Here is a 23,081-nt window from a genome sequence, read left to right as displayed (position 1 = left end):
TATCAGCTGGATTACCCGATATTAGCCTTTGCGATAGGTTAAGAAATCTATGCCGTAACCGTGGACCGTGAGCCTAATCTGGTGAGGTTTGATTATTAACTTCTTTTCAAAACTTCATTAGGGGACGGGATTTTTGCATGCTATCCCCTTTTTTGCTTTCTTGAATCCTGACCCAAAAGCCCTAACTTTTCAACTTCAAACCTGACCTTAATGCAAAAACATACCTATGGAAGTGGGGTGATCGGCAACTGTGCCTATATCGCCCATGTGGAACTGGACACCAATATCAGCTGGATGTGTCTGCCGCGATTTGATTCAGACTTTATTTTTGGGGGAATGCTGGACCGGGAGAAAGGTGGGGAATTTACCATCCATCCAGAAACCGCGGATTTTGCCACATCACAGGCCTATCTGGAAAACACGAATATCCTGAAGACCACTATCAATGTTGGAGAGGATTCTTATTCGGTTACGGACTTTGCGCCACGGTTCAAAAACTTTGAACGCTACTATAAGCCACTGATGCTGATCCGAAAGATCGAGGCGGTAGAAGGTTCGCCAAAAATTAAAATCACCTGTAAGCCACGGGCAGACCGAGGCGCTAGGGCATTAAGGGCGAGTATGGGATCCAACCATATTAGCTACGCCGGCATAGGTCAAGAGCTAAGGCTCTCTACCAATGCTCCCCTGAGCTATGTGATTGACGGGAAAGCTTTTTTACTCACGAAGCCTATATACTTGGTATTGACCTTTGGGCGACCCCTTGAGGCTCCTATTGAGACCACTTCGGAACGTTTTCTTCATGCGACTACCGCCTATTGGCAACAGTGGGTCAAATCGACGAGTATTTATAATTTTCATCAAAAACTGGTGCTGCGCTCGGCCTTGATCCTGAAGATACATCAATATGAGGATACCGGGGCGATTATTGCGGCTTCTACCACCAGTTTACCTGAGTCACCCGACTCTACCCGCAACTGGGATTACCGCTATTGCTGGATCCGCGATACCTATTATACTTTGACCTGTTTCAATAGTTTGGGACACTTTGAGGAGTTGGAAAAATATTTTGAATTTATCCATAACCTCCGTCCCGGGGCGGATGGCCGATATCAGCCGCTGTATTCCATTACAGGAGACTCACTGTTGACGGAGGAGATCTCGGAGCTTGCAGGATATCTGGACAATAAGCCGGTGCGCTTTGGGAACCAGGCTTACACGCATATTCAGAATGATCTCTATGGGCAGGTGTTGGTGTCGTTATTGCCGTTGTATTCGGATCAGCGATTCACTGAGGAGGAGCGGAGCAGCTCCAAGCCTTTGATTATGAATCTGCTAAATAAGATTGAGGCGACGATGAATGAAAAGGATGCGGGGCTGTGGGAATTTAGAAATCTTGCGCAGGAGCATTGCTATACCTTTTTGTTTCACTGGGCGGGAGCCTGCGCTGCCGCAAAAATAGGTATCCGGCTGAAAGATGACGGACTGTACAAAAAAGCGATTGTGCTGAGGGACATGGCGATCGCCAAAATCGAGGAATGTTACCTGCCGGAAAGAAAAGCCTATGCGCAGGCCATTGGATCTACGTTTATGGATGCTTCCACGCTTCAGTTGATCACCATGGGCTACTTTGGGGATGATCTGGAGCGGGCAAATAACCACCTCAAAGCTCTGGAAGAGGAGCTTTTGGCAAAAGATTTCCTGTTTTATCGGTACAAGCATATGGATGATTTTGGTGTGCCGGAGACTACTTTTCTGATCTGCGCCTTTTGGTACATAGAGGCATTGGCCTGTGTAGGTAGATTAGATGAAGCTGTTGAAGGTTTTGAGACATTGGTCAAATACTGCAATCACCTGAATCTTTTCTCCGAAGACGTGGATCAAAAGACGGGAAGTCAATGGGGCAATTTCCCGCAGGCATACTCGCATGTAGGATTGATGAACGCAGCTTTCCGTATCGGGAAGAAGCTTGATAGGCCTAATTTCTTGTAGAAGAATCTTATTTTAAGTTTCCCGCAGATAAACGCTGATAAAAGGCGCAGATTCTCACAGATTAAGATTCCCGCAGATAAAAGGCGGGGATTTTCCGCGGGTGAGGTTTAAGGTTCCCGTAGATTGACGCGGATAAAAAGTGCGGATTCTCGTAGATGAGGTTTAAGATTGCGGCAGATTTCTGCAAATTTTGAGGCTTCTTGCGTGCATTGATCGGTGAAATGCGGTGTGTACGGAGCTTTACGCTGAGCGAGCGAGACTGCCTCATAGCTCATAATTGTCACATAGAGCGAAGTCGAAATGGGCTTAATCAGCAGATAAATGGCTTCGACCTCAGCCTGACAAGAAAACTTACTTATGAGATAGCCTCATATTTTTTATGTGTTTTGTCCCGCTATGTAAGTGTTTTTTCTACAGCTGGTTTTCAGACTTAGTACAATACTTGTAGCTTCAGATCCTGAATAACAACAAGCTCTCATGAGATTCCATAGAATTTTTCCTGTTCTTTTACTTGTAGGCTTTTCACTGGCCTTTGCTTCTTGTACCAAAGACATCTATAGACAGAACAATAAAGCGCACAAAAAGTCAGTGAAGCAGACCACTGGTTTAATTCAGGAAATACCCAAAACCAAGGCGGAACTGGATTATGATACGCTCAGCATAACTGATGAGTGGGTGGGTACGACGAACTTCAGTCTCAGAAAACCCAACTATGTAATCATCCATCACACGGCACAGGATTCCCTCGTACAGACTATTCAGACCTTTACAGTTCCTAGAACGCAGGTAAGCTCTCATTATGTAATCGGCAGAGATGGGAAAATTGTCCAGATGCTGAATGACTATCTTCGTTCCTGGCATGCCGGGAAAGGGCGGTGGGGAAATGATACCGATCTGAATTCTGCCTCGATCGGGATCGAACTCGATAATAACGGCAGGGAACCATTTACATCAGTCCAGATCGAAAGTTTATTGGTGCTACTGGAGCGATTAAAGTGGAAATACGGAATTCCTACCGCGAATTTTATTGGTCATTCGGATATAGCCCCTTCCCGGAAAACTGATCCGAGCATTTATTTCCCATGGAAAAGACTAGCAGAGGAAGGATTCGGGTTATGGTACGATGAAGAAGTGGTTTTCCCTGTGTTGACCGCACAGGATAGCATTGCTATCCCCATAGAAAATACGGATTCTTTGCCGTCCAATACACTAGATCCGGTATTGGCTTTAAGAATTATTGGCTACGATGTCAGTGATGAAAAAGCAGCCATACGCTCGTTTAAGCTACATTTTATTCAGCGGGATATAGAATCGGCATTGACAGAGACAGATAAGAGAATTTTGGATAATCTGTATAAAAAGTATCTGTAATGGTTTTTTTATCATAATGTATGCACTGGTAATTTGTTCAAGTCTTCAGACTTGGACTCTACCCAATGCAGTCTTCAGACTGCTGTTTTCCTCACCGTTTTTATGGATTCCCTTACGCTACTGTGTCTTGCTATAGATAAAAAACAATTAATTGAAATGAGTTGTTGGAATGCAGTTAGGCAGGGCTTGCTGAAAAAGTCTAAGGCATGCCAGGTTCAAGGCGGCCGAGCGAAGATGTATGCTTATACTTCGAATGAGGCCAACGTAGAAGATGGTATGGTTGAGGCTAGCTTGAAAATCCCGATTTTGGGATTTTCTGGTGCATGGATAAAGACCTATAGTCGTCAAAAAGCTTGCACTTGCTGAAAAACCGCTTGTATGAAAAATGGGCTAATCATTCAAAATGACAGCTTTTAATCTATTCTTGGCGTTTTTCAGCAGGCCCTAGGTAAATGTTTTTATGGTAGTAAAAATGAGTGACTTAAGAGATGATTCAAGCAGTCTAAAGACTGCAATATATTAGGTCCAAGTCTGAAGACTTGAACCATAAAAACAATAAAAAAGGGCGAAAAATCCTTCGCCCTTATATTTTATTCTAATCTTGGTTTTCAACTCAATTATGAAGTCAATTTCTGAAGCAACTGCCTCACTTGTCTGAAGGATTTGATATTGTAATTGGCCTGGGTGTATGCATATCCTACGCGGATAGAATAGGCATTTTTAGGCATGGCTTTGAAGGTGTCCTCATCCGTCCAGTCATCACCGATAGCTAGAATAAAGTCATGGTCTATTCCTTTCATCATCGCCGTGGCCGCACGACCTTTGTTGATGTCAGGGCGTTTGATTTCCAGGACCATATTTCCTTCCAATACCTGTAGGTTGTAGCCTCTGGCCATATACTTGAGATGGCTGAAGAGTTCACGCATCCGGAGGTCTCCCAGGCCACTTTCCACTTTTCTATAGTGCCAGACCAAGGAGTGATGCTTTTCTTCTATAAATGCCCCAGGTGTACGCAGGACGTAATATTCCATTACTTTCCGGATATCTTCCTTCCATCCGTCTTCCACTTCAGCATAGAGTTCCCAGTCACCTTTGTCCTCTTTTCTTTTTACCCAGACGCCATGCTCGGCGATCATGTCGATGTTTTGGCCTTCAAACCATTTCCCCAGTGTATCCTTGTCTCTTCCGGAAATGATCACTACCTGGGCTAGTTTGCTGAGATCTTTGATTATGGCTTTCAGCTCTGTATCGGGAAGAGCTTTTTGAGGGTCTGAATGGAAGCCGGTAAGTGTTCCGTCATAATCCAGGAATAAAACTGCATTCTCAGCTTTCTTAAAACTTGTCTGAATCTCAGTCATCACCTTGGCATCCACGTCTTTGGAAGTCAGCTCCTCTTGCTTTCGCTTCACATGTTCCAGGCGACCCATGAAGACCTTCACCCATTGGAAAACATCATATTTTTTCAGGCTCTCCTGCATGCTGCTGATCCTGGCTATTTGCTCACTCTGTGGCATGGAAAGCGCATTGAATATTGCGTCCACCACACCCTGTCTGTCGTTGGGGTTGACAAGGATGGCGTCTTGAAGCTCTTTGGATGCACCGGCCATTTCCGAAAGGATCAGTACCCCTGTCTGGTCGGTTTTACTGGCTACAAACTCTTTACAGACTAAGTTCATACCGTCACGAAGCGGTGTCACCAAAGCGATGTCTGACATGTTGTAGAATGCGCTAAGCTCTTCGAACGGAAAACTGCGGTAGAAATAATGTACAGGAACCCAATTCAGGGTAGAATATTCACTGTTGATCCTGCCTACCAGCAGGTCGATTTCTTCTTTCAGTTCTTTGTAGGATTGTACCTTGTCCCGGCTCGGTACCACGATCATAATCATGGAAACTTTTCCATGCAGCTCTTTGTGTTGCTCCAGCAACTGGTTGAATGCCTGGATCCGCTGTGGGATGCCTTTTGAATAATCAAGCCTATCAATGGTCAGCAAGAGTTTTTGGTCTTCTACCTGCTTTCCAAATTCCTCCACAAACCTGAGCGTTCTTTTGCTTTTCGCCTGCTTCGCAAACTTATTGTAGTCTATTCCCATAGGGAAGGAATCCACATTGATAATTCTGTTTTCAGCCTGTATGTAGCCGCTTTCATTGGAAAGCCCTGTGATCCTCCCCACCGCACTCAGGAAGTGACGCATATCATCGTAGGTGTGAAAGCCTATGAGATCAGCACCACATACGCCTTCCAATAACTCCTTTCTCCAGGGGATCATCCGGATAATCTCATAGGACGGAAATGGAATATGCTGGAAAAAGGCAATAGTTGCATTAGGGAGCACTTCCCGGAGCATCTGTGGAAGTAACAGCAACTGGTAATCATGGATCCAGATGGTGTCATCGGGGCCGGCTTTTTTCAGGATAGCTTCGCAAAATTTCTGGTTTACCCTAACATAAGCTTCCCAGTGTTCTGGATTATAGACCATGTATTGGGTGAAATAATGAAATGCCGGCCAAAGTGTTTCGTTACTGAACCCTTCATAAAATTCTTCCACATCCTCCTTGCTAAGGAAAACGGGTGCCATTTTGAGTTCGTGGAGCTCGAGGATGATTTCTGCGCGTTGCTCTGGGTCATCTACTGTGTTTCCCGGCCATCCTATCCATATGTTTTCTCCTTCTTTGTAGATAGACCCAAGACCTGTGGCGAGCCCCCCGGCACTTGGTTTGAATTCAAACCGTCCGTTACGGTGTCTTAGGCTAATGGGCAGACGGTTGGATACGATAATGGTTTTTGACATAAAATAGTAGGTTTAAAAACAAGAAAAGGATCAGATCCCATTCAAAAAGGTGAATAAAGAAGTTACACAAAATCTCATAGAATTAAAACGATTTAAGTGCAGATGTGCTAATTGATTTATGTTTAACAAATAGCACACAAAAAAAGCACCCGGATTTCCGGATGCTTCGGATTTTATTTACTGGCTACTTGTTGGGACTTTGTTTGTATCCTTGACCAGATGAATTCGGCAAGATCCCTCCCCTCATCAATGCCATATTCTATGGCAGGCCGATAGTGGATCCCTCCGTAAAATCTGCTAAGAGCCGCTTCTTCCGCAGCTTGCGAAAAGGAGTCGAATTCCCTGACAGGAAGCCCATAAGCCACCTCTGAACTATCCACTATGTGGAACTTATCTCCGAAAAGCTGGGCCAAGGTGTAAGCAGAAGCAGCCGAGGCTACACTATGTCCACTGCTGTGCTCCGGGAAAGGAGGGGTCTGTAACAGTGGGACCCACTGCTCATCGATATGCTGGTTGATATAAGTTTCAGGTCTAATCACGTTGCTTCGGTATTTTTCATCCCAGCAGGAAATAAATGCCTCATTTAGAGAAATTCCGGTCATAGCCATTGCCTCGGCAGTGCCCTTCCAATCTTTTCCTGCGGCTTTGGATGCAATACTGGCAATGCTCATCCAGTGCCCCCCGGGGGTGATCTTTTTCTCTGCAAACATCACGTGTCCTTTCACATTCATTTTGTAGGGATTGCAATCCCAGAAAAGCGCTATCTCCTTTTGCTCTTGTGTAGCCCTTTTATCCGCTTCATACACCTCCATCGCTACTTTATAGAACTCACTATCCGGATCTGTAGAGAACGGGGGTGGGGGTAGGGGCTTAAACTGTGATGCAGAATCCATCACAAATGTTCTGATTTTATTCCAGTGAGGCTCTATTGCTTCCATATAGGCCGGTGGGGTAGGTTGCCAGGTTCCTTCTTTACCAGTTACTGTGAATTTCGGGAAAGATCTACTCTGATGGTAATTGTCTTTGGAGGAGTAGGCTTTGATGACATCACCTACTTCTCTGCCGAAAGCCACAGATGCTTCAAAAACATCTTCTGGAATCCCTTTTTTCTTCAATGAAGCAAAGGTGGCGTCTCTATGCTCATTCATCATGTCTTCCGAGAAAATCAGCCCTGTTCCTACATAATAATAGGCAGCTAGGGATGCTAAGGGAGGATAGACTTTTTCTGAGGGTGAGAAATTCACCTTTTCTGAGCCATTGAGCTGGCCTAGCAGAGATTCATAATCATTGTCCACGGCCGCGGCTACCTCATAGGCTGCTAGTGAAGCGTAGGAGTAAATCCTTGCCGCTACCGGTGGAGAAAATATGTCATGGATGATCACCTCCGTGATTCTATTCTGCGCCTCACTCAGATAGTGGCCATCTTCAATTGTCTGTGAATAATCGGCCTGATTTGCGCAAGAGATTGCAGTCAGGAGTATCCCTGAGACTAGCAGGAATTTGACGATACGCATAGTTAGTAGGTTAATTTTGTACTTTGGTGTCTGTACCATAAGTATTATTGGCACTGGAGATACCTGTTTATTGTGTTTGGGACTTAAAGCTATTGGAAATTAAGGAAGTAACAAAGGATGTCAATAAAGTTTGATCCAGTATAGTGGGCCTGAATTGCTTCCTACCAGTCCATACCCCTTTTGGTTTACGGTGATTTTATGAAGTTGTCTTATTTCTGATCTAGCTGGAATAGTAGTTTTTAATTTCTTTTGTTCCCAGGTTCCATCTTGCCATTGGTAAGAAGAAAATGCGGATGCTTTATTGGTACCTAAGTCAACTCTGAAACCTGAAAAATTCCCTCCAAGTAACACTGTTTTATCATTTTCGTCCCAATAAAGGGATAGTACTGGAGACAGTTGGGCAGGAAAAGGAAAAGGCTCAAAAAGGAAGCTTCCATCGGCTTGCTGGAAGTAGGTGCCCGAGCGGAATTCATAGGCTGGGAATCTCGAGATCCCGGACAAAGTCTCCTCGCTAAATAAATCCTCAGGACTTTTTATTCGGGAATAATCTTCATTGTAGGCATGTTTTTTCTTCAAGCCTGGGATCTGCTTGATGAGATCGTCCCGTGAGGGAAAGGGCAGAAGGTGCTCTCCCATGTAATGGAAGATGATGGGGTCAGTCTGTCCATTTTTATCAAAATCCCCATAATAAAGCCAGATAGGTTTACTACGTTCTGCTTTTAGTTTACTGTTTAGACCGAGATTTCCTGTTAGAATATCCAGTTTCCCATCTCCATCCACATCGGCTATGTATAGTTGATTGATCCATCCGGAGGAATATTCCAGACCAGGCATCACCTTTTCCTTTAGCGTTTTGATCTCCGTCCGTTCAAATACCCGAATGCCTTGCCAGTCGCCTGTAAGAATCAATTCACTTATTCCATTGCCGTCCAGATCCTCCCACACAGCCGTGTTGATCATCCCCAGATCAGTATCCTCCCCAAACCACTCTGTAGTTTGTTCTTTGAAAAAACCATTGCCATCATTGATAAGCAATACACTTTTAGGGCTTTTGCCATATGCCCCACTTACTACCGCACTTCCTACAAATATATCCAGATCACCGTCTTCATCTATGTCATAAATGGCAAGTGTGGAGCTGTTTTCCCCAATCATTGGAATTGACTGGGGGCTGAAGTGAAAGTTCCCCGTTCCGTCTCCAAAGTACAATCGGTCATAATTAAAGACTGCTCCGACAGGGACCTCGTTGCCACCACTGCCTACATACAGGTCAGGGAAACCGTCGCCATTGAAGTCAGCAAAGGCCGCCACTATATCTTCAGCTTTGCTGAGTTGGTCAAAGATCGGATTCTCTTTTTTTACAAAACTCCCATCCGGAAGCTGTAGAAATAACGCTCCTGTCTGATCCTGAGCTCCTCCTACATAGATATCTTCCAGTCCATCCCCGTTTATATCTGCTATAGCCAGTGCAGGCCCCATACTGGCATAGCTTCTAGGAATAAGATATTCCCGTTTGGTTTCGTCCAGGGAGGTTTTCTCCTCATGTTTCCAAGCTATTTGTGGGAAATCATATTGTGCTTTTTCAAGTATTGGGAATAGGTGTTCTTTACCTTCTCCTTGCTTTAAGGTAAGCGTTTGATTGATAGCTATGTGGTGAAAAATCTCCAGGTGTCCATCCGGCCAGTTCACAGAAATAGAGTCGATTAATGGGTGCTTCCCCAATCCAAAAACCAGCGTGGATGAAGTGCCGGACATAAACCCTCTACTTCCGGAATACTGCTGGAACAGACTTTTCCCCTCAAAGTGCAACCCTACTTTTGCCCCCATTCCAAATGAGTTGGCTCCTTCGGCCTGGAGATTTATCCTGAGAAAGCCATTTCCTGATTTTTCACTGTGATTCTGATAGATAAATGCAGGCTGGTTGAGGTTATTGATGATCAAATCCAAGTCCCCGTCGTTATCCAGATCCGCATAGGTGGATCCGTTGGAATAGCTGGGGTGATCCAGGCCCCAGTTTGCGGCATTGTCAGTGAAAGTCAGGTTTCCCTGATTCTGAAAACTAAGATTTGCCAATTTGACTGTTGGGAGCATTTCCACCTGTTTTCTGCGAAATTCTTCTTCTGATAATTTTGGGTCTGATCGCTGGTTGTACTGGATAAAATCCAGATCGTTGGGGCGTTTTTCTATGCCGTTGGTAATATGAATATCCGGTAGTCCGTCATTGTCCAAGTCAGCGATCAACGGAGACCAGCTCCAGTCTGAAGCATGCACTCCGGCATAAAGGGCAATTTCGCTGAATCCACTTTCTCCCCGGTTAAGCTGAAGATGGTTTCGGACATATTGATCTGAATAGCCAAACTTTTTCTTGATCTCATAAACCTCAGGCTTGTCTTCACCCACAGATTTCATCCAGATTTCCGGGTCGGATGGAAGCATATCCACAGTGAATATTTCAGGCAATCCATCTCCGTTGAGATCTCCGAGATCATTTCCCATACTGTATCTGCTGGTATTGGATATCAGGCTATCCAGTACTTCCAAAAAAGTACCGTCTTGTTGGTTTAGGTACAGGTAATCATTCTCTGTGAAGTCATTGGATATATAGATATCGAGCCAGCCATCTCCGTTTATGTCTGCCACTCCGACTCCAAGACCGAAACCTAAAATGCTGGAGTAAATACCGGAGGCTTCCGTGACATCCTGGAAGCCAATTTCCCCTTCTGAAAGTAAGTTTTTAAATAATTTGTCGCCCATGGCATCTGGATTTTTCCTTTGCTCTGCCGGAGCGAAAACCTCCGGAGATTTGACGGAATGGTTCAATAAATAAAGATCCAGATCACCGTCTTGATCATAATCCAGAAAAGCGGCGTGGGTGCTGAGTCCTACGAAGTCCACCCCATATGCTGCCGCCTGATCTTCAAATTTTCCATCTCCAATATTGATATACAGTAGGTTTTTTCCAGTTATTCCTTTGTAATTACCTACCTGACATACATAAATGTCCAACAGTCCATCTCCATTCACGTCAGCCATGGTGACCCCAGTGGACCATCCACCTGCGCCATTTACTCCTGCTGATTCGGTGATGTCTTCAAACTGGAAATTGCCTTTATTGAGGTAAAGACGATTCGAGGTTTGATTGCCTGCGAAATACAAATCCACCAATCCGTCGTTGTTGATGTCTCCTGCTGCCACTCCGCCGCCGTTATAGAAATAGAGGTACTCTAAGATGTTCAGAGAATCAGAGGAGATAAGAATGTTTTCAAACTGGATGCCAGTGAAGTCAGCAGACATTAGTTCAAAGAGCTTTTCCTTTTTCTTTTCACATGAAAATAAAAGCACAAATGAAAGAAGTATGAAGTAGGAGAGTTGCTTCATTTCAATAGTTCCAAATCTCAGCGGCTGCGCTGTTTTTCACTACCAATAGCCTGCCTTCACCCAATGGTGCAAAACTGCGAATGTCTCCATTTAGCTTCAGCCCATGTTTTGCGTTTGGCCAATAATCAAAAGTCCCGTCACCCTTTCCCAAAAGGACATCGCCATAGCTAGCGTCATACTTACCGACTTCTGGCTTGGCATGGAACAGGTTGCCTCCCAAGATCAAATCGATTTTTCCATCCCCATTAAGATCCTCGCTATGGATGGCAAAGATGTAAGAACGCTGCGCCATTCTGGGGAAAGGCTTCCAAGTGAATTTACCATTCCCTTCATTCATCAGCACGCCAGATTGCAGGTTGTTCATTTCATTGATGATGGATTTATCTAGGATTTCCTTGGGGAAAATATCCGTAAGCACCTGATTGTTGTAGGCACTGTAGCGCATATATTTTTTGCGTATCGATGGGATTTGTTTTTCCAGTTCATGCTTCAGCGTGTAGGGAACCTGCACTTCACCTTCCTGCCGTGTGAAAATATGTTCGATGGATCCATTTTGGTCAAAATCATTGAGGTACATCTTCAAGGGAGTACTTTCAGAGACTTTAAAGCGTGAATTCAACCCGTTATTGCCGATTATCAAGTCAGGAAGTCCATTGCCATCCAGATCCGCTATTTCCAAGGTTCTATACCAGCCTTTCAGGTGGTTTAGTTCAGGCATTTCGATTTTTTGAAGAGTTGTGCCCGTATTTTTGAAGAAAACCGGAGCCATCCATTCACCGACCAGGATCAGGTCTTCCACGCCATCATTATCCCAGTCCACTATTTTGGCGTCAGTGATCATGCCTATCTCCTTCATTTCAGGAGCAAAAGAAGCTGTTTGATCTGTGAAATTGCCCTTGCCGTCATTGATCCAGATGCTGCTGCTGGCAGGAGCGCCATATACAAACGGTACCAGCCGTCCTCCGATGAATAGATCAGGTGCTCCATCCTGATTCAGGTCGAGCACTTGAACTACTGAGCTGCTGCCCCGCTTGGAATTGAACCCTGCCTGGTTGTTTTTAGTGAAATTGCCTTTGCCGTCGTTGAGGTACAGCCTGTCCGCCAGCTCCGGGGTATTCAGCCCGGACTCATTTCCTCCTGAAACCACGATCAGATCCATGCTTCCATCTCCATTGGCATCAAAAAAAGCAGCATCCACATCTTCGGAGATCGCATCATCGGAAATGTAGCTTTGGGGTGAAAGCGTATAGTTCCCGGACTTGGAACCTAGATATAATTTACCGGGAAACCCTTTGGCTCCCCCAAGATACAGGTCATCAAAACCGTCTCCATTTACATCAGCTTTGGCCAACGCCGGACCTTCGGTAGAATACATGTGAAACGTAAGTCTGTCCCTATCAAAATCCACCACCGAGTTTTCTTCATGGACAAAATCTATAGCATGTTGTTCCTCTTTTTGGAAAAAGCCAGCGCTCGGCTTATCGAAAAAGCTTTCGTTATCGGCAAGAGCCCTGGATTCATCCCATCTAAGGGTGAGTAATTCATCCGTAGGTACGTTTTCCAATTGAGAAATACTACCGTCAGGCCACAAAACACGAAGGAGATCTACTTTGTCGATAGGGCCAAGACCAATGGTGATTTTGGGATCCACAGAGGATTCAAAGCCCCTGTTTGGCATTTGTTCGGCATAGAAGATTTGATCCCCTGCACGGATTTTGACCTGAGCTCCTATACCTTGGGTGTTTTGACCTTTTCCTACAAGTTGGATTTGGATAGAGCGGTTTTCAGGATAAAAATCTTTTCCGAGGTTTTTAAAGATGGAAACCGGGTTGTTTACATTGTTTACCACCAGATCAAGGGTTCCATCGTTGTTAAGGTCGCCATAAGCAGCGCCATTGGAATGAATCGGTTCCCCTAATCCCCATTCTACAGACACATTGTCAAAGGCAAGGTCCCCCATGTTTTTATAGGCATAGTTTGGGACGGGATTGATGGGAATGGGATCTATGAGTGCTTTGTAATCCACTCCGTCCTGGGTCAATATCTTGATTTTGGTCTCCTCATTATCTATAAAGTTCAGGTAGTCCAGGTCAGTGATGTCCTGATAGATTCCATTGGCCACGAAGAGATCCCGCTTGCCGTCATTGTCCATATCAAAGATCAATGCGCCCCAGCTCCAGTCAGTGGCTTCTACATTTGCCAATCTGCCCAATTCACTAAATGTACCGTCTCCGTTGTTGACGTGGAGCATGTTTCGGGAATACTGGGAATGGTAGCCGTGGTTCTTGTTGAAAATGAACTTGTCCCAGTTTTCAAACGTAGTTACCTGCTTCAGTCGTGCCTGAGGTTCGGGAAGCATGTCTGTGACGAAAATATCAAGTAAGCCATCCCCATTGATATCCGCAATGTCCGCACCCATGGAAGCTGCGGAGATGGAGCGCATTGACTTTTCCAGTGACTCTGTAAATGTCCCGTCCTGATTATTGATGTAGAGGTAGTCTTTTTCAAAAAAATCATTGGAGATAAAAATATCCGGCCAGGAATCTTGATTGACATCTCCTATAGTAATCCCCAAGCCAAAACCGATAATGGAGCCATAAATCCCTGCTTCCTCACTTACATCTACAAACTTCCCATCGTCATTTCTAAACAGTTTATCACCACCGACGGGGTCACGTTTTGGACGTTCATTTTGCATTTTATTGAAGCTGCCTATGGCCTGATAGCTATTGTTCAGCAGATATACATCGAGATCTCCATCCTTATCGTAATCGAAGAATACCGCATGGGTGGAGTAGCCTTGATCAGCCAGTCCGTACGCTTCTGCTTGCTCAGTGAAGGTACCGTCTCCTTGATTGATAAACAGTTCATTCTGCTTGTTGTCCCCTGCGATATCGCCTGAGTTGCAGACATAGATGTCCAGATAGCCGTCTCCATTGATATCTACCATGGCCACTCCTGTGCTCCAGGCACGGGTGCCGGCCACACCGGCAATTCCTGTCACATCTTCAAACTGAAAATCGCCTTTGTTCAGGTATAGTTTATTTTCTCCGAGGTTTGATGTGAGGTAAATGTCCAGCAGTCCGTCGTTGTTTACGTCTCCCAAGGCTACACCTCCCCCGTTGTAGAAATTCCGGTAGGTGAAGATGTTGAATTCTTCGTCGAAGGGTAGGTCGTTTCTGAAATCTACTCCTGTAACCTCCGCATCCAATGATACAAATAGGGTAGGATCGTTCTTGACTTTAGTTTCCCCACAAGAAAAAAGAAGAAAAGCAAAGAAATAAACGGTATTTATAGTAATTGGTTTCATTCTGTTTTTTTCTGAACTGGCAGGTCAATTATTTCTGCCCTTACACTTGATATATGCTTTTTGAAGACCCGTATCCTTCGGTTGCCGTCGATTTTTACGAAAGCCACTTGAGTACGGTCTTCATTTGCTACTTCTATAAAACCCTCACCATACCACTCTTCCAGCTGGGCAATAGTGTCTTTCAGCAAATGATCTGCAGATAAGTTTTCATTCCAGGGAGCCCAGCCTTCATACGAAAATTCCATAGGCATCAGGTAGATTTTGTCCTCATAGAATTTTGGGTAAAACTGCATTTTAGCTTGATTTCCCGATGGCAATTCGAGCTGGTACACCACCGAAAGCTCAGAACCACCATTGACTAGTTTACCTTGTTTGTTCAATTCCCAGCAGGTTTCGAAGAAGTCCCGTTTTGTCATGCCCAGTTTCAGTCCTAGAAACAATTCGTTCTCGACCTTTCCTGAGGCAAGTTCTTTTTCTTCAAGTTTCTGATACTCTGTTTTACATGAAGAAACTACTAGTATAAGACAACCTAGCAGCATGCCGCTAGTGAATTTCATACAAACTTGGTTTATCATCCGACCTGAATACTACTAAGTGGTTTTTGTTGTTTATTTCTAATTGAAGCATGCTGCGGATTTCTCCATCTACTTTAACGCCGCTTTCTTTTGGCATTAAAACATCCCATTCTTCTTCGTTTTTCTGTTGCAGGACCCAGCCATAACTTCCCAGCTGACTTCCTAACTCTGGTTTAACCTTGCTTTGATTTCCTCCCACAAACAGGAGATTTCCCCCATTCTGTGAAGTGCTTTTTTCGATTGCATAAATAGGAGCGGATTGGATTTCCTGTGGGAGAGCAGCTTCTTTGAACGTGCCTTTTCCCTGATTGATCCAAAGTGTTGATGCAAGCTTGTCAACTTTTAAAGTTATGGATTTTGAGAGGATAGATGACGGAAATAGCTCTTCTAGTATTTTGTTTTCATAAGAGGCATAGGTCTGCAACTGTTTTCGCAAACCGGGAATTTGTTTTAATAAGCTGTTTCTCATCACCCAAGGGATAGACTTTTCCTGTGAATGGGATACTAATATATGTTCGATAGTCCCATTTTGGTCAAAATCGTTAATGACAAGTTGAAGTTGATTGTCAGGGGATGTTTTCAGACGTGTGTTTAGCCCCCAGTTACCTGCGAAAATGTCCGGCAAGCCATCACCGTTGATATCGTCCACCAGCAAGGTGTTCCAGAGACCGCCGGTGTTTTCAAGGCCAAATTTTGAGGTGGTTTCGACAAAATCCCCATCGATATAACTGAAAACCCGTATGGACATCCATTCACCTGCCAGCACCAGTTCCATGGTGCCATCTTGATCTAGATCGGTCCACTTGCCATCTGTTAGCATTCCCAGCGATTTCAAATCATTGGAAAAAGAACTGGAAGAATTGGCAAAGTTGCCTTTTCCATCATTAAGCCAAATCTCTACATCAGTAGGAATTCCATAAGCGAATGGGATGGAGCGGTATCCCACGATCAAATCCTCATCCTGATCCCCATCCAGATCAGCAGAAATAATAAAGGAAGTTGGCTTGGAAGAAAAGACTACTTCTGACTTGGAATAATTTCCTTTTCCATCATTGAGGTAAAGCCGGTCCCGGAAATAAGGCGAATTGTCAGAAAACTCTATCCCGCCGGCTCCCACGATGAGATCAGGGTGACCGTCCCCGGTAGCGTCAAAAAAATGACCTACAATGTCTTCAGCAAGGGAATCCTTTTCAAAAAGAGCTGCGTTTACCGGGTCAAATTCTCCGGCGGTTGATTGGGTAAATAAAGCGGAGGCCTGTCCTTTGGCTCCTGGGATAAAGATGTCTTTCCTACCATCCTTATTGATGTCTGCCTTGACGGCCTTTGGCCCTTCATTGGAAATCATCCAGAAACGGAGCCTGTCCCTGTCAAAATCAATGAAGTGGCTTTCTTTATGCCGAAAAGGGATGTTGAATTCAGAGAGGGAAAGAATACTTGCTGTCTCTGATGCATGCTCGGTGCGAAGTGCGCTCTCATTACTGTCAGGCACAAGCAGCTGATTTACCGCAACAGCTTTTAACATCGTTTGGTCTCCGTTTGGCCAATTGATCTGCATGGAATCCAGCAGGGTTGCTTCACCCAATCCGAAATGAAGTCTGGGCTCTACCGAGGACATATACCCCTTGACCGGTTGATATTCCTGGTAATAGGTGTTTTTGCCCACAAAGCAAGTGACCTGGGCACCGAAGTTATTGCCTAGTTCTAGCTGGATGTAGTTTCCTAGGTTAAGTTCTCTACTGTTGTTTTTATAAATAAACGCCTCACCATTTAGGTTGTTTACTACCAGATCCAGATCACCGTCGTTATCCAGGTCGCCGTATGCTGAACCAGTGCTGAAACTGGGCATAGATAACCCCGAAGAATCGGCGATGTCGGCAAATTGCCACTCGCCAAGATTTTTGAAAAGGAAGTTTCGCTGGGGATTGGAGGGGAATTGATCGATCATGTTGATCAGTAGGGTGGAGTCTCTGCGGTTTGAAGCGATCTTACCCTGATTATGCGCATAATAATCCACAAAATCAAAATCCGTCAAATCCTTTACTATTCCATTGGCAACAAAGATATCTTTGAACCCATCATTATCTGCATCAAAAATCAATGCTCCCCAGCTCCAGTCGGTTGCTTCTACCCCGACTTGTCTTCCTACTTCGATAAATGATGGATGTCCCGTTGCTGGATCAGCTCCCAAGTTCCTTTGGAGTGTATTTCTGGTGAATTGACGGTGATATCCGGTGTTTATATTTGCCTGGTATTTGTCCCAATCCTCCAGTGGTGTTTTGGTTTTGATCCGTTCCAATGTGGCCGGGAGCATTTCTGTCACAAATATGTCCGGATGGAGATCATTGTCCAGATCTGCGATGTCAGCCCCCATAGATCCAAGACTCGTTTCTGATATAAGAGCAGGGAGAACTTCCGTAAAAGTGCCGTCCTGATTATTCAGATACAGATAATCCCGCTCGAAGAAGTCGTTGGATACATATAAGTCAGGCCATGAATCCTGATTGAGATCTGCAACTGTTACCCCAAGACCATAGCCTATGCTGCTTCCGTAGATGTTTGCCTCTTCACTGATGTCAGTAAATACCCCACCGTCATTTCTGAATAGCTTGTTGCCTCCATCCGGATCGCGGGTTTCCCGCTGTCCGATCCTAAGATCATAGATACCTACCGATCTGGGCGAATTGCTGAGCAAGTACATATCCAAATCCCCATCCTTGTCAAAGTCAAAAAATACCGCATGTTGGGATAATCCTATTTCATCCAGTCCGTAGGCTTTGCTCTGTTCTGAAAAAGTAAGGTCCCCATTGTTTATGAATAATTCATTGTGCCTTTTTTCTCCACCAAGTGGCCCGGATTTACATATGTAGATATCAGGAAGACCATCTCCGTTCACATCGGCGATACTTACGCCTGTGGACCACACACCTGTGCTTTCCAGACCGGCCTCGATGGTTATATCCTTGAATTTCATACCTCCCAGGTTAAGGTACAGTTTATTGGAGGTCTGGTTTCCTGCAAAAAAGATATCAATGAGCCCATCTTGGTTGATGTCCGCAAGTGCCACCCCTGCGCCATTATAAAAATTTCTAAAAGTATAGGGATTGACCTGTTCCGTATAAGCTAGGTCATTTCTAAATTCTATTCCTGTATCATCGCTTTTCAAAAGCTCAAATAGCTTTATTTCCTTGCTTTTTTCCTGGGTGCAAGACACCAAAGCAAAGAGAATAAGTGAAAGGACTAGTCTGGGATCCATACAGTTTTATGAAATCGAGCATGATCCGTAGGTACGTGATCAGACACTCAGATGATTATAATATGTGAGATTCCATATGGCCTTTAAAAGACAAATTATAATCAGATGAAAAAAGGAAGTGTACTTTTCAAGCACACTTCCTTTCTGAAGAAATTGAAATTTTATTAATAACCAGGATTTTGGATCAGGTTGGGGTTCGAGTTAATCTGTATCTGAGGGATAGGGAAAATATTTCTATAAGGCTCAGACGCGGCTTTTTCCCACCATGGCTGATTAAATTTACCGAAGCGTATTTGGTCGGTTCTTCTTGTCGCCTCTGCAAACATTTCCCGGCCTCTTTCATCGTATATATCTTCCAGTGTCATATTGGTAAATGGTTCCACCTCTGCTCTCTCACGGATTTGGTTTACAATTTCAGTTGCCTCGGCTACCTTGCCTTGTCTGAATTTCGCCTCAGCACTGACCAGCATGATATCCGCATATCTGAAAAGCGGGTAATCATTGCTGAGATTACTATTCGATCCAGGGGCAAATTCGAATTTGCCTATTCTGGCTCCATCTTGCCTTAGAGCTTTAGGGGTAAGCTCACGGATTTTGGGGGTGAATGTAAGTGGTGCCCCATCTGGATCCTCGGGTTCGAAGGAAGCGTCATTCAATCTTTCCCCAGAGGAAGAGAACTGAGGGCCAACTATAAAATTGTCTTTTCTCACATCCTCATCTTCGTAGGTATTGTAAAACTCTTCCAGTGAAGCATAGCCATTCCACGGCTGTTCTTGTAGATCGTAGGTCTGCTGGTTCAATGCATGGAGTGTCATCATAGAAAGATTGAAACCAGTCGCATTATTCTCGTCATAAGGAAGAGTCAAAATATTCTCAGATGAACTAGTGTTTAAAGTGGCGAAATTTTCAAAATAGTTTGAAGTAAGTGAATACACACCGCTTGCAATAATTTCGTCAGCGACAGCTTCTGCATCTGCCCATCTCGGGGTGCCTGTATAGACTTCAGCATTTAAGTAGAGCTTAGCCAATATTGCTTTAGCGGAATAGTAATTCAACACGGTTTTTCTATCCTCTTTAATTAGTAGATCTATATTATCATTAACCGATTTTTCAATGAAGTCGAAAACTTCTTGCCTAGAATTGTTGGTCGGATTTGATCCAAGATCATCCTCGGTTGAAATAGGCACATTTCCATAGACATCTATTAACCAAAAATACACAAGTGCTCTCAAAACAGATAGTTCAGCTTTCAACTCAGGAAAACTTGGGTACTGTACAATAAGGTTATTGATTTCACCGATTGCCGTGTAACAATAGTTCCAGGTATTGTTGATCGAAGGTTCAGAGGGTTCCCATGTGTGCCTGTGAAGCCTTACCCAGGCATTCCCATCTTGCCAATCAGGTCCACGTGTAGGTACTACAACTTCGTCCGATGATACCTCATGAAGTGACCAAATACTTTCATTTGCACCCCAGCTTCCTATGATTCTAGAATAAGCAGAGGCTTTCAATACCGGGATCAAATTTGGATCCGTACTGTTGTTGATTTGCTCCTGGGTGACTCCATCAAGCACTTCTTGATCCAGTTCCCAGCAGGCACCCATAAGCACAATTAAGCTCAATAGGAAGATGTTTTTTATATATTTTGACATAGCTATTTATTTTTAACTATTTGAAATTAAGTGATAGCCCTAAAGTGAACGATCTGATCTGGAAGTAGGTGTTCATCCGTTCGATCCCAGGAGATAGTGCTGTGGTAAAGCCATTAGTATTATTGGCATCAGTGAGTCTGGCCTCAGGATCCACTCCGGTATATCCTGTGATCGTAAACAGATTCTGAGCTGCAAAGTAAACTCTCAAAAAGCTGATATTGTTGGATTTAGTATTGAAATTGTAGCCCAGTTCTAAGTTGTCCAATCTCACGAATGATGCATCTTCTACATAAGAGCTATTGTAAGTGGGGGCAGCTGTTACCAAGGGGTCAGTAGGGGTCTTGTCCGTGATTACAGAGTTGTATGCATTTGAACCACCATCCGCGTTTTCGTAGAACCCTCTGTAGGAGTTGTATAAGGTGTGGCCCCAAACTCCTCTCAAGAAGAAACTGAAATCCCACTGATTGTAGGCGAATCTGTTGGCAAAACCAAACTCCCCTTTGGGGAGGCCATTACCTACTTTTTCAAATTCATCTGGGTTTTCTGTGGAAAGTATGTAATCCCCATCTTCGGTGTATCCTTCCAATATAGGGCCATAAGTATCTCCCAGAGTCTGACCTACCCTATTATAGATAATCGGATTACTATTCTGCCCCGGGGAGCCAGGTGTGGCGTAACGGAGCTCATCGAACCCAAGGTCTCCAGAAGAGAAACTCTCGATTTTAGTTTTGTCATAAATAGTAAAGTTTACATTCGGAGTCCAATTCACCCTTCCTAGATTTATCGCGTTGACCCCCAAAGCAAATTCAAACCCTGCGGCACGAAGATCTGCCAGATTCACCCAGGTGGAGGCAACGGTATTGAACCTACCCGGGTCAAACTGGTTGGGGGTACCGGGAGATACAGGAACATTGAAAAGCAAATCGGAAATGTTTCGGATATAATAATCCACACTACCGGATACCTTGTCATTCCAGAGCCCGTAATCAATACCGAAGTTCAACTCTTGTTTACTTTCCCATTTCAAATCACGGTTTGGATTTGAGCTTTGCACTATTCCTACATACACATCATTTGTAGTCTGGGGATCCCCGTCAAGGTCTATTCGGTTGCCGTTGGTGTAGGCACCTATTGCAAGGGTAGGAGATGGGGGCAAGTTGCCTGTCACCCCAAAGGACACCCTAGGTTTTAACTGGCTCACAATGCCCAGATCAAATAATCTATTGAAATCCGTTCCCAGACTGAATGCAGGAAACACCCCTGTTTGATTGTTAGTCCCAAATCCCGAATAAGTTTCTGCTCTCACCGAAGCAGAGAAAAAGAAAGTGTTTCTATAATTGAAATTAGCTCTGCCAAATAATGAGTTTAGCTGATCCTCGTTAGCATAAGAAGACATTTCCGTATTGTTCCCCACACGGATAGAGCCGCCTCCAAGGTTGTCCCATCCTGTATCGAAGAGATATTGTCTGGATCGGGCGTTGAAGCCCTGGTTTTTGGTGGACTGGAATCCCACCCCACCGAGGAGCGTCATATTCAGGTTGTTGTTGAAATCGTGCTCATAGCGTAGCGTTGATTCAAATATCTGACGGAGCCTATCATTGGTGGTGCGCTGTGCGGATCCTCCTGCGCCAAACCCTACCGCAAAATCCTGTTTAGACCAAAAATTACCGTTAAGTTCATTTCGTGTATCCTGAGAATACTGTGCGGAAAGCGTAAGTCTATCCAGGATATCATATTCTACCAAGGTAGAGAAAAGCGAAGACTTAATCTCACTTACGAACTTTTGCTGATTGACAAGGGCAATAGGATTAAAATAATCAGTAATAGAACGCTGGAAATACCCACCGAAACGTTCAGAGTCTTCAGAATCCTCAAAAATAGGAGCGGTGGGGTTGTAAATGGTGGCATATCTGAACGCGTCATTATTGACTCTTTCCTGATCCTCATTGGTGACAGAAAGATTGATGTTGAATCTCAGTCTATTGTCCAGTGCTCCCTGACGTAAATTAAGCCTTGCATTAAGTCTCTTGTTTTCAACTCCATTGATTACGCCCTGGTTATCCCGGTAGTTTACAGAAGCGAGATAATTTGTATTGTTAAACCCACCCGAAATACTGGCGCTGTTAGAAGAAGAAAAGGAGTCGCTGAGCATTTCTCCTCTCCAGTCCGTCCGGCTTCCAAAATCAGTCCCTCCTCTTGCTATAAAATCTTCTACAGAAAGTGTGGGGATTAGATTAGTGGCCTGGTTTATGGTTCCATAGGAATTGATCGCGACATTGGTAGTGGGCTCCCGTTTACTCTGTTTGTTTGTGGTCACCAAAATTACACCCGAAGAGCCCCTTGCGCCATAAATGGCCGCTGCGGAACCATCTTTAAGCACATCGATAGACTCGATGTCATTTGGATCCACATTTTCTAAAGAAGCACCAATTACCCCATCCAGTACTACCAGCGGGGAGGAGTTAGCTCCGAATGTGGACAAGCCTCTGAGTCTTACTTCAAAACCACTGTTAGGATTCCCGCCTGGTCTTGTGATAGAAAGACCGGCTACTTTTCCCTGTAGTAATTGTGCAGGATTGACGATGTTTCCCCGGTTAAATTCCTCGGGCTTCACTCCCACCACTGCAGAGGTGATTTCTTTCTTGTCCTGTGATCCATATCCTATGACCACAGCTTCTTCCAGGCTTTGGATATCCTCCTCCAGATTTATGGTCAGGTTAGTCTGATTGCCGACTTCCACTTCCTTAGGGAGGTAGCCGACGAATGAAACCACGAGTACATTGTCCCCGGGCTGCAGCTCGATAGTAAACGTGCCATCAATATCGGTAGGCACTCCCCGGGTCGTGCCCTTTATCAGGACAGTAGCTCCTGGGATTGGTTCTCCGAAAGCAGGATCCATGACTGTTCCGGTTACAGTCCTGTTTTGGGCGTGGGCTGCAAGTGTGGCGCAGAAAAATAGCGCCATTGCCAGCAGAAACGCTTTTGGCTTTTGTAAATAGTTTATCATAAGGTTTATTGGTTGACAAGCCAGTAACAGATACTGGACTATAGATTACAAGCCTAAAGTCTGGCATTAATTTTAATTTTGCAATTCTTAACATTTCACCAAAGTGAATGTGGGAAAAATGGTTTTAACAGAATAAAGTAAATTTTAAGAATTCGGTAATTATACCATGGATTGCCTATGATTATGTCAATGGAAATCGATTTCTTTTTTCTAAAAGTCATTAAATCCACTTTTTTC

Annotated in this window: 10 protein-coding genes; 2 read left to right on the top strand and 8 right to left on the bottom strand. The window is 44.4% G+C overall.

Annotated elements, in window-relative coordinates:
- Positions 1-210: 210 nt before the first annotated feature.
- Together LZF95_RS05140 and LZF95_RS05135 are read left to right on the top strand one after the other, a co-directional pair.
- Positions 211-1,992, top strand: coding sequence for a glycoside hydrolase family 15 protein (locus LZF95_RS05140; protein WP_233753901.1), 1,782 nt, complete (start codon positions 211-213; stop codon positions 1,990-1,992).
- A gap of 477 nt (positions 1,993-2,469) precedes the next feature.
- The gene (locus LZF95_RS05135; RefSeq protein WP_233753900.1) at positions 2,470-3,363 is read left to right on the top strand and encodes an N-acetylmuramoyl-L-alanine amidase; all 894 of its coding nucleotides are present in this window, start codon (positions 2,470-2,472) and stop codon (positions 3,361-3,363) included.
- A gap of 617 nt (positions 3,364-3,980) precedes the next feature.
- On the opposite strand, the gene LZF95_RS05130 is transcribed toward LZF95_RS05135, so the two are convergent.
- From LZF95_RS05130 to LZF95_RS05095, 8 genes are all read right to left on the bottom strand, one after another.
- Positions 3,981-6,155, bottom strand: coding sequence for a bifunctional alpha,alpha-trehalose-phosphate synthase (UDP-forming)/trehalose-phosphatase (locus LZF95_RS05130; protein WP_233753899.1), 2,175 nt, complete (start codon positions 6,153-6,155; stop codon positions 3,981-3,983).
- Between the two features lie 173 nt (positions 6,156-6,328).
- On the bottom strand, positions 6,329-7,669 hold the full coding sequence (locus LZF95_RS05125; protein ID WP_233753898.1) for a vanadium-dependent haloperoxidase: 1,341 nt from the start codon (positions 7,667-7,669) through the stop codon (positions 6,329-6,331).
- A gap of 120 nt (positions 7,670-7,789) precedes the next feature.
- Entirely contained in the window at positions 7,790-11,047 is a 3,258-nt protein-coding gene (locus tag LZF95_RS05120) for a VCBS repeat-containing protein (protein ID WP_233753897.1), read from the bottom strand.
- A gap of 1 nt (position 11,048) precedes the next feature.
- Complete coding sequence (locus LZF95_RS05115; protein ID WP_233753896.1) at positions 11,049-14,357, bottom strand: VCBS repeat-containing protein; 3,309 nt, start codon at positions 14,355-14,357, stop codon at positions 11,049-11,051.
- The gene (locus tag LZF95_RS05110) at positions 14,354-14,914 is read right to left on the bottom strand and encodes a hypothetical protein (RefSeq protein ID WP_233753895.1); all 561 of its coding nucleotides are present in this window, start codon (positions 14,912-14,914) and stop codon (positions 14,354-14,356) included. Before LZF95_RS05110 ends, LZF95_RS05115 begins: the two co-directional genes overlap by 4 nt.
- Positions 14,901-18,185: a VCBS repeat-containing protein gene (locus tag LZF95_RS05105; RefSeq protein ID WP_233753894.1), complete on the bottom strand. Its 3,285-nt coding sequence runs from the start codon at positions 18,183-18,185 to the stop codon at positions 14,901-14,903. The genes LZF95_RS05110 and LZF95_RS05105 overlap by 14 nt, the downstream gene beginning before the upstream one ends.
- 164 nt (positions 18,186-18,349) lie before the next feature.
- Positions 18,350-19,837: a RagB/SusD family nutrient uptake outer membrane protein gene (locus LZF95_RS05100; protein WP_233753893.1), complete on the bottom strand. Its 1,488-nt coding sequence runs from the start codon at positions 19,835-19,837 to the stop codon at positions 18,350-18,352.
- 16 nt (positions 19,838-19,853) lie between these two features.
- On the bottom strand, positions 19,854-22,844 hold the full coding sequence (locus tag LZF95_RS05095; RefSeq protein WP_233753892.1) for a SusC/RagA family TonB-linked outer membrane protein: 2,991 nt from the start codon (positions 22,842-22,844) through the stop codon (positions 19,854-19,856).
- Between the last annotated feature and the right edge of the window lie 237 nt (positions 22,845-23,081).

Origin of the sequence: Algoriphagus sp. AGSA1 (assembly GCF_021390545.1) — a bacterium.
Classification (GTDB): Bacteria; Bacteroidota; Bacteroidia; order Cytophagales; family Cyclobacteriaceae; genus Algoriphagus.
This window is presented reverse-complemented; position numbering and strand designations above follow the sequence as displayed.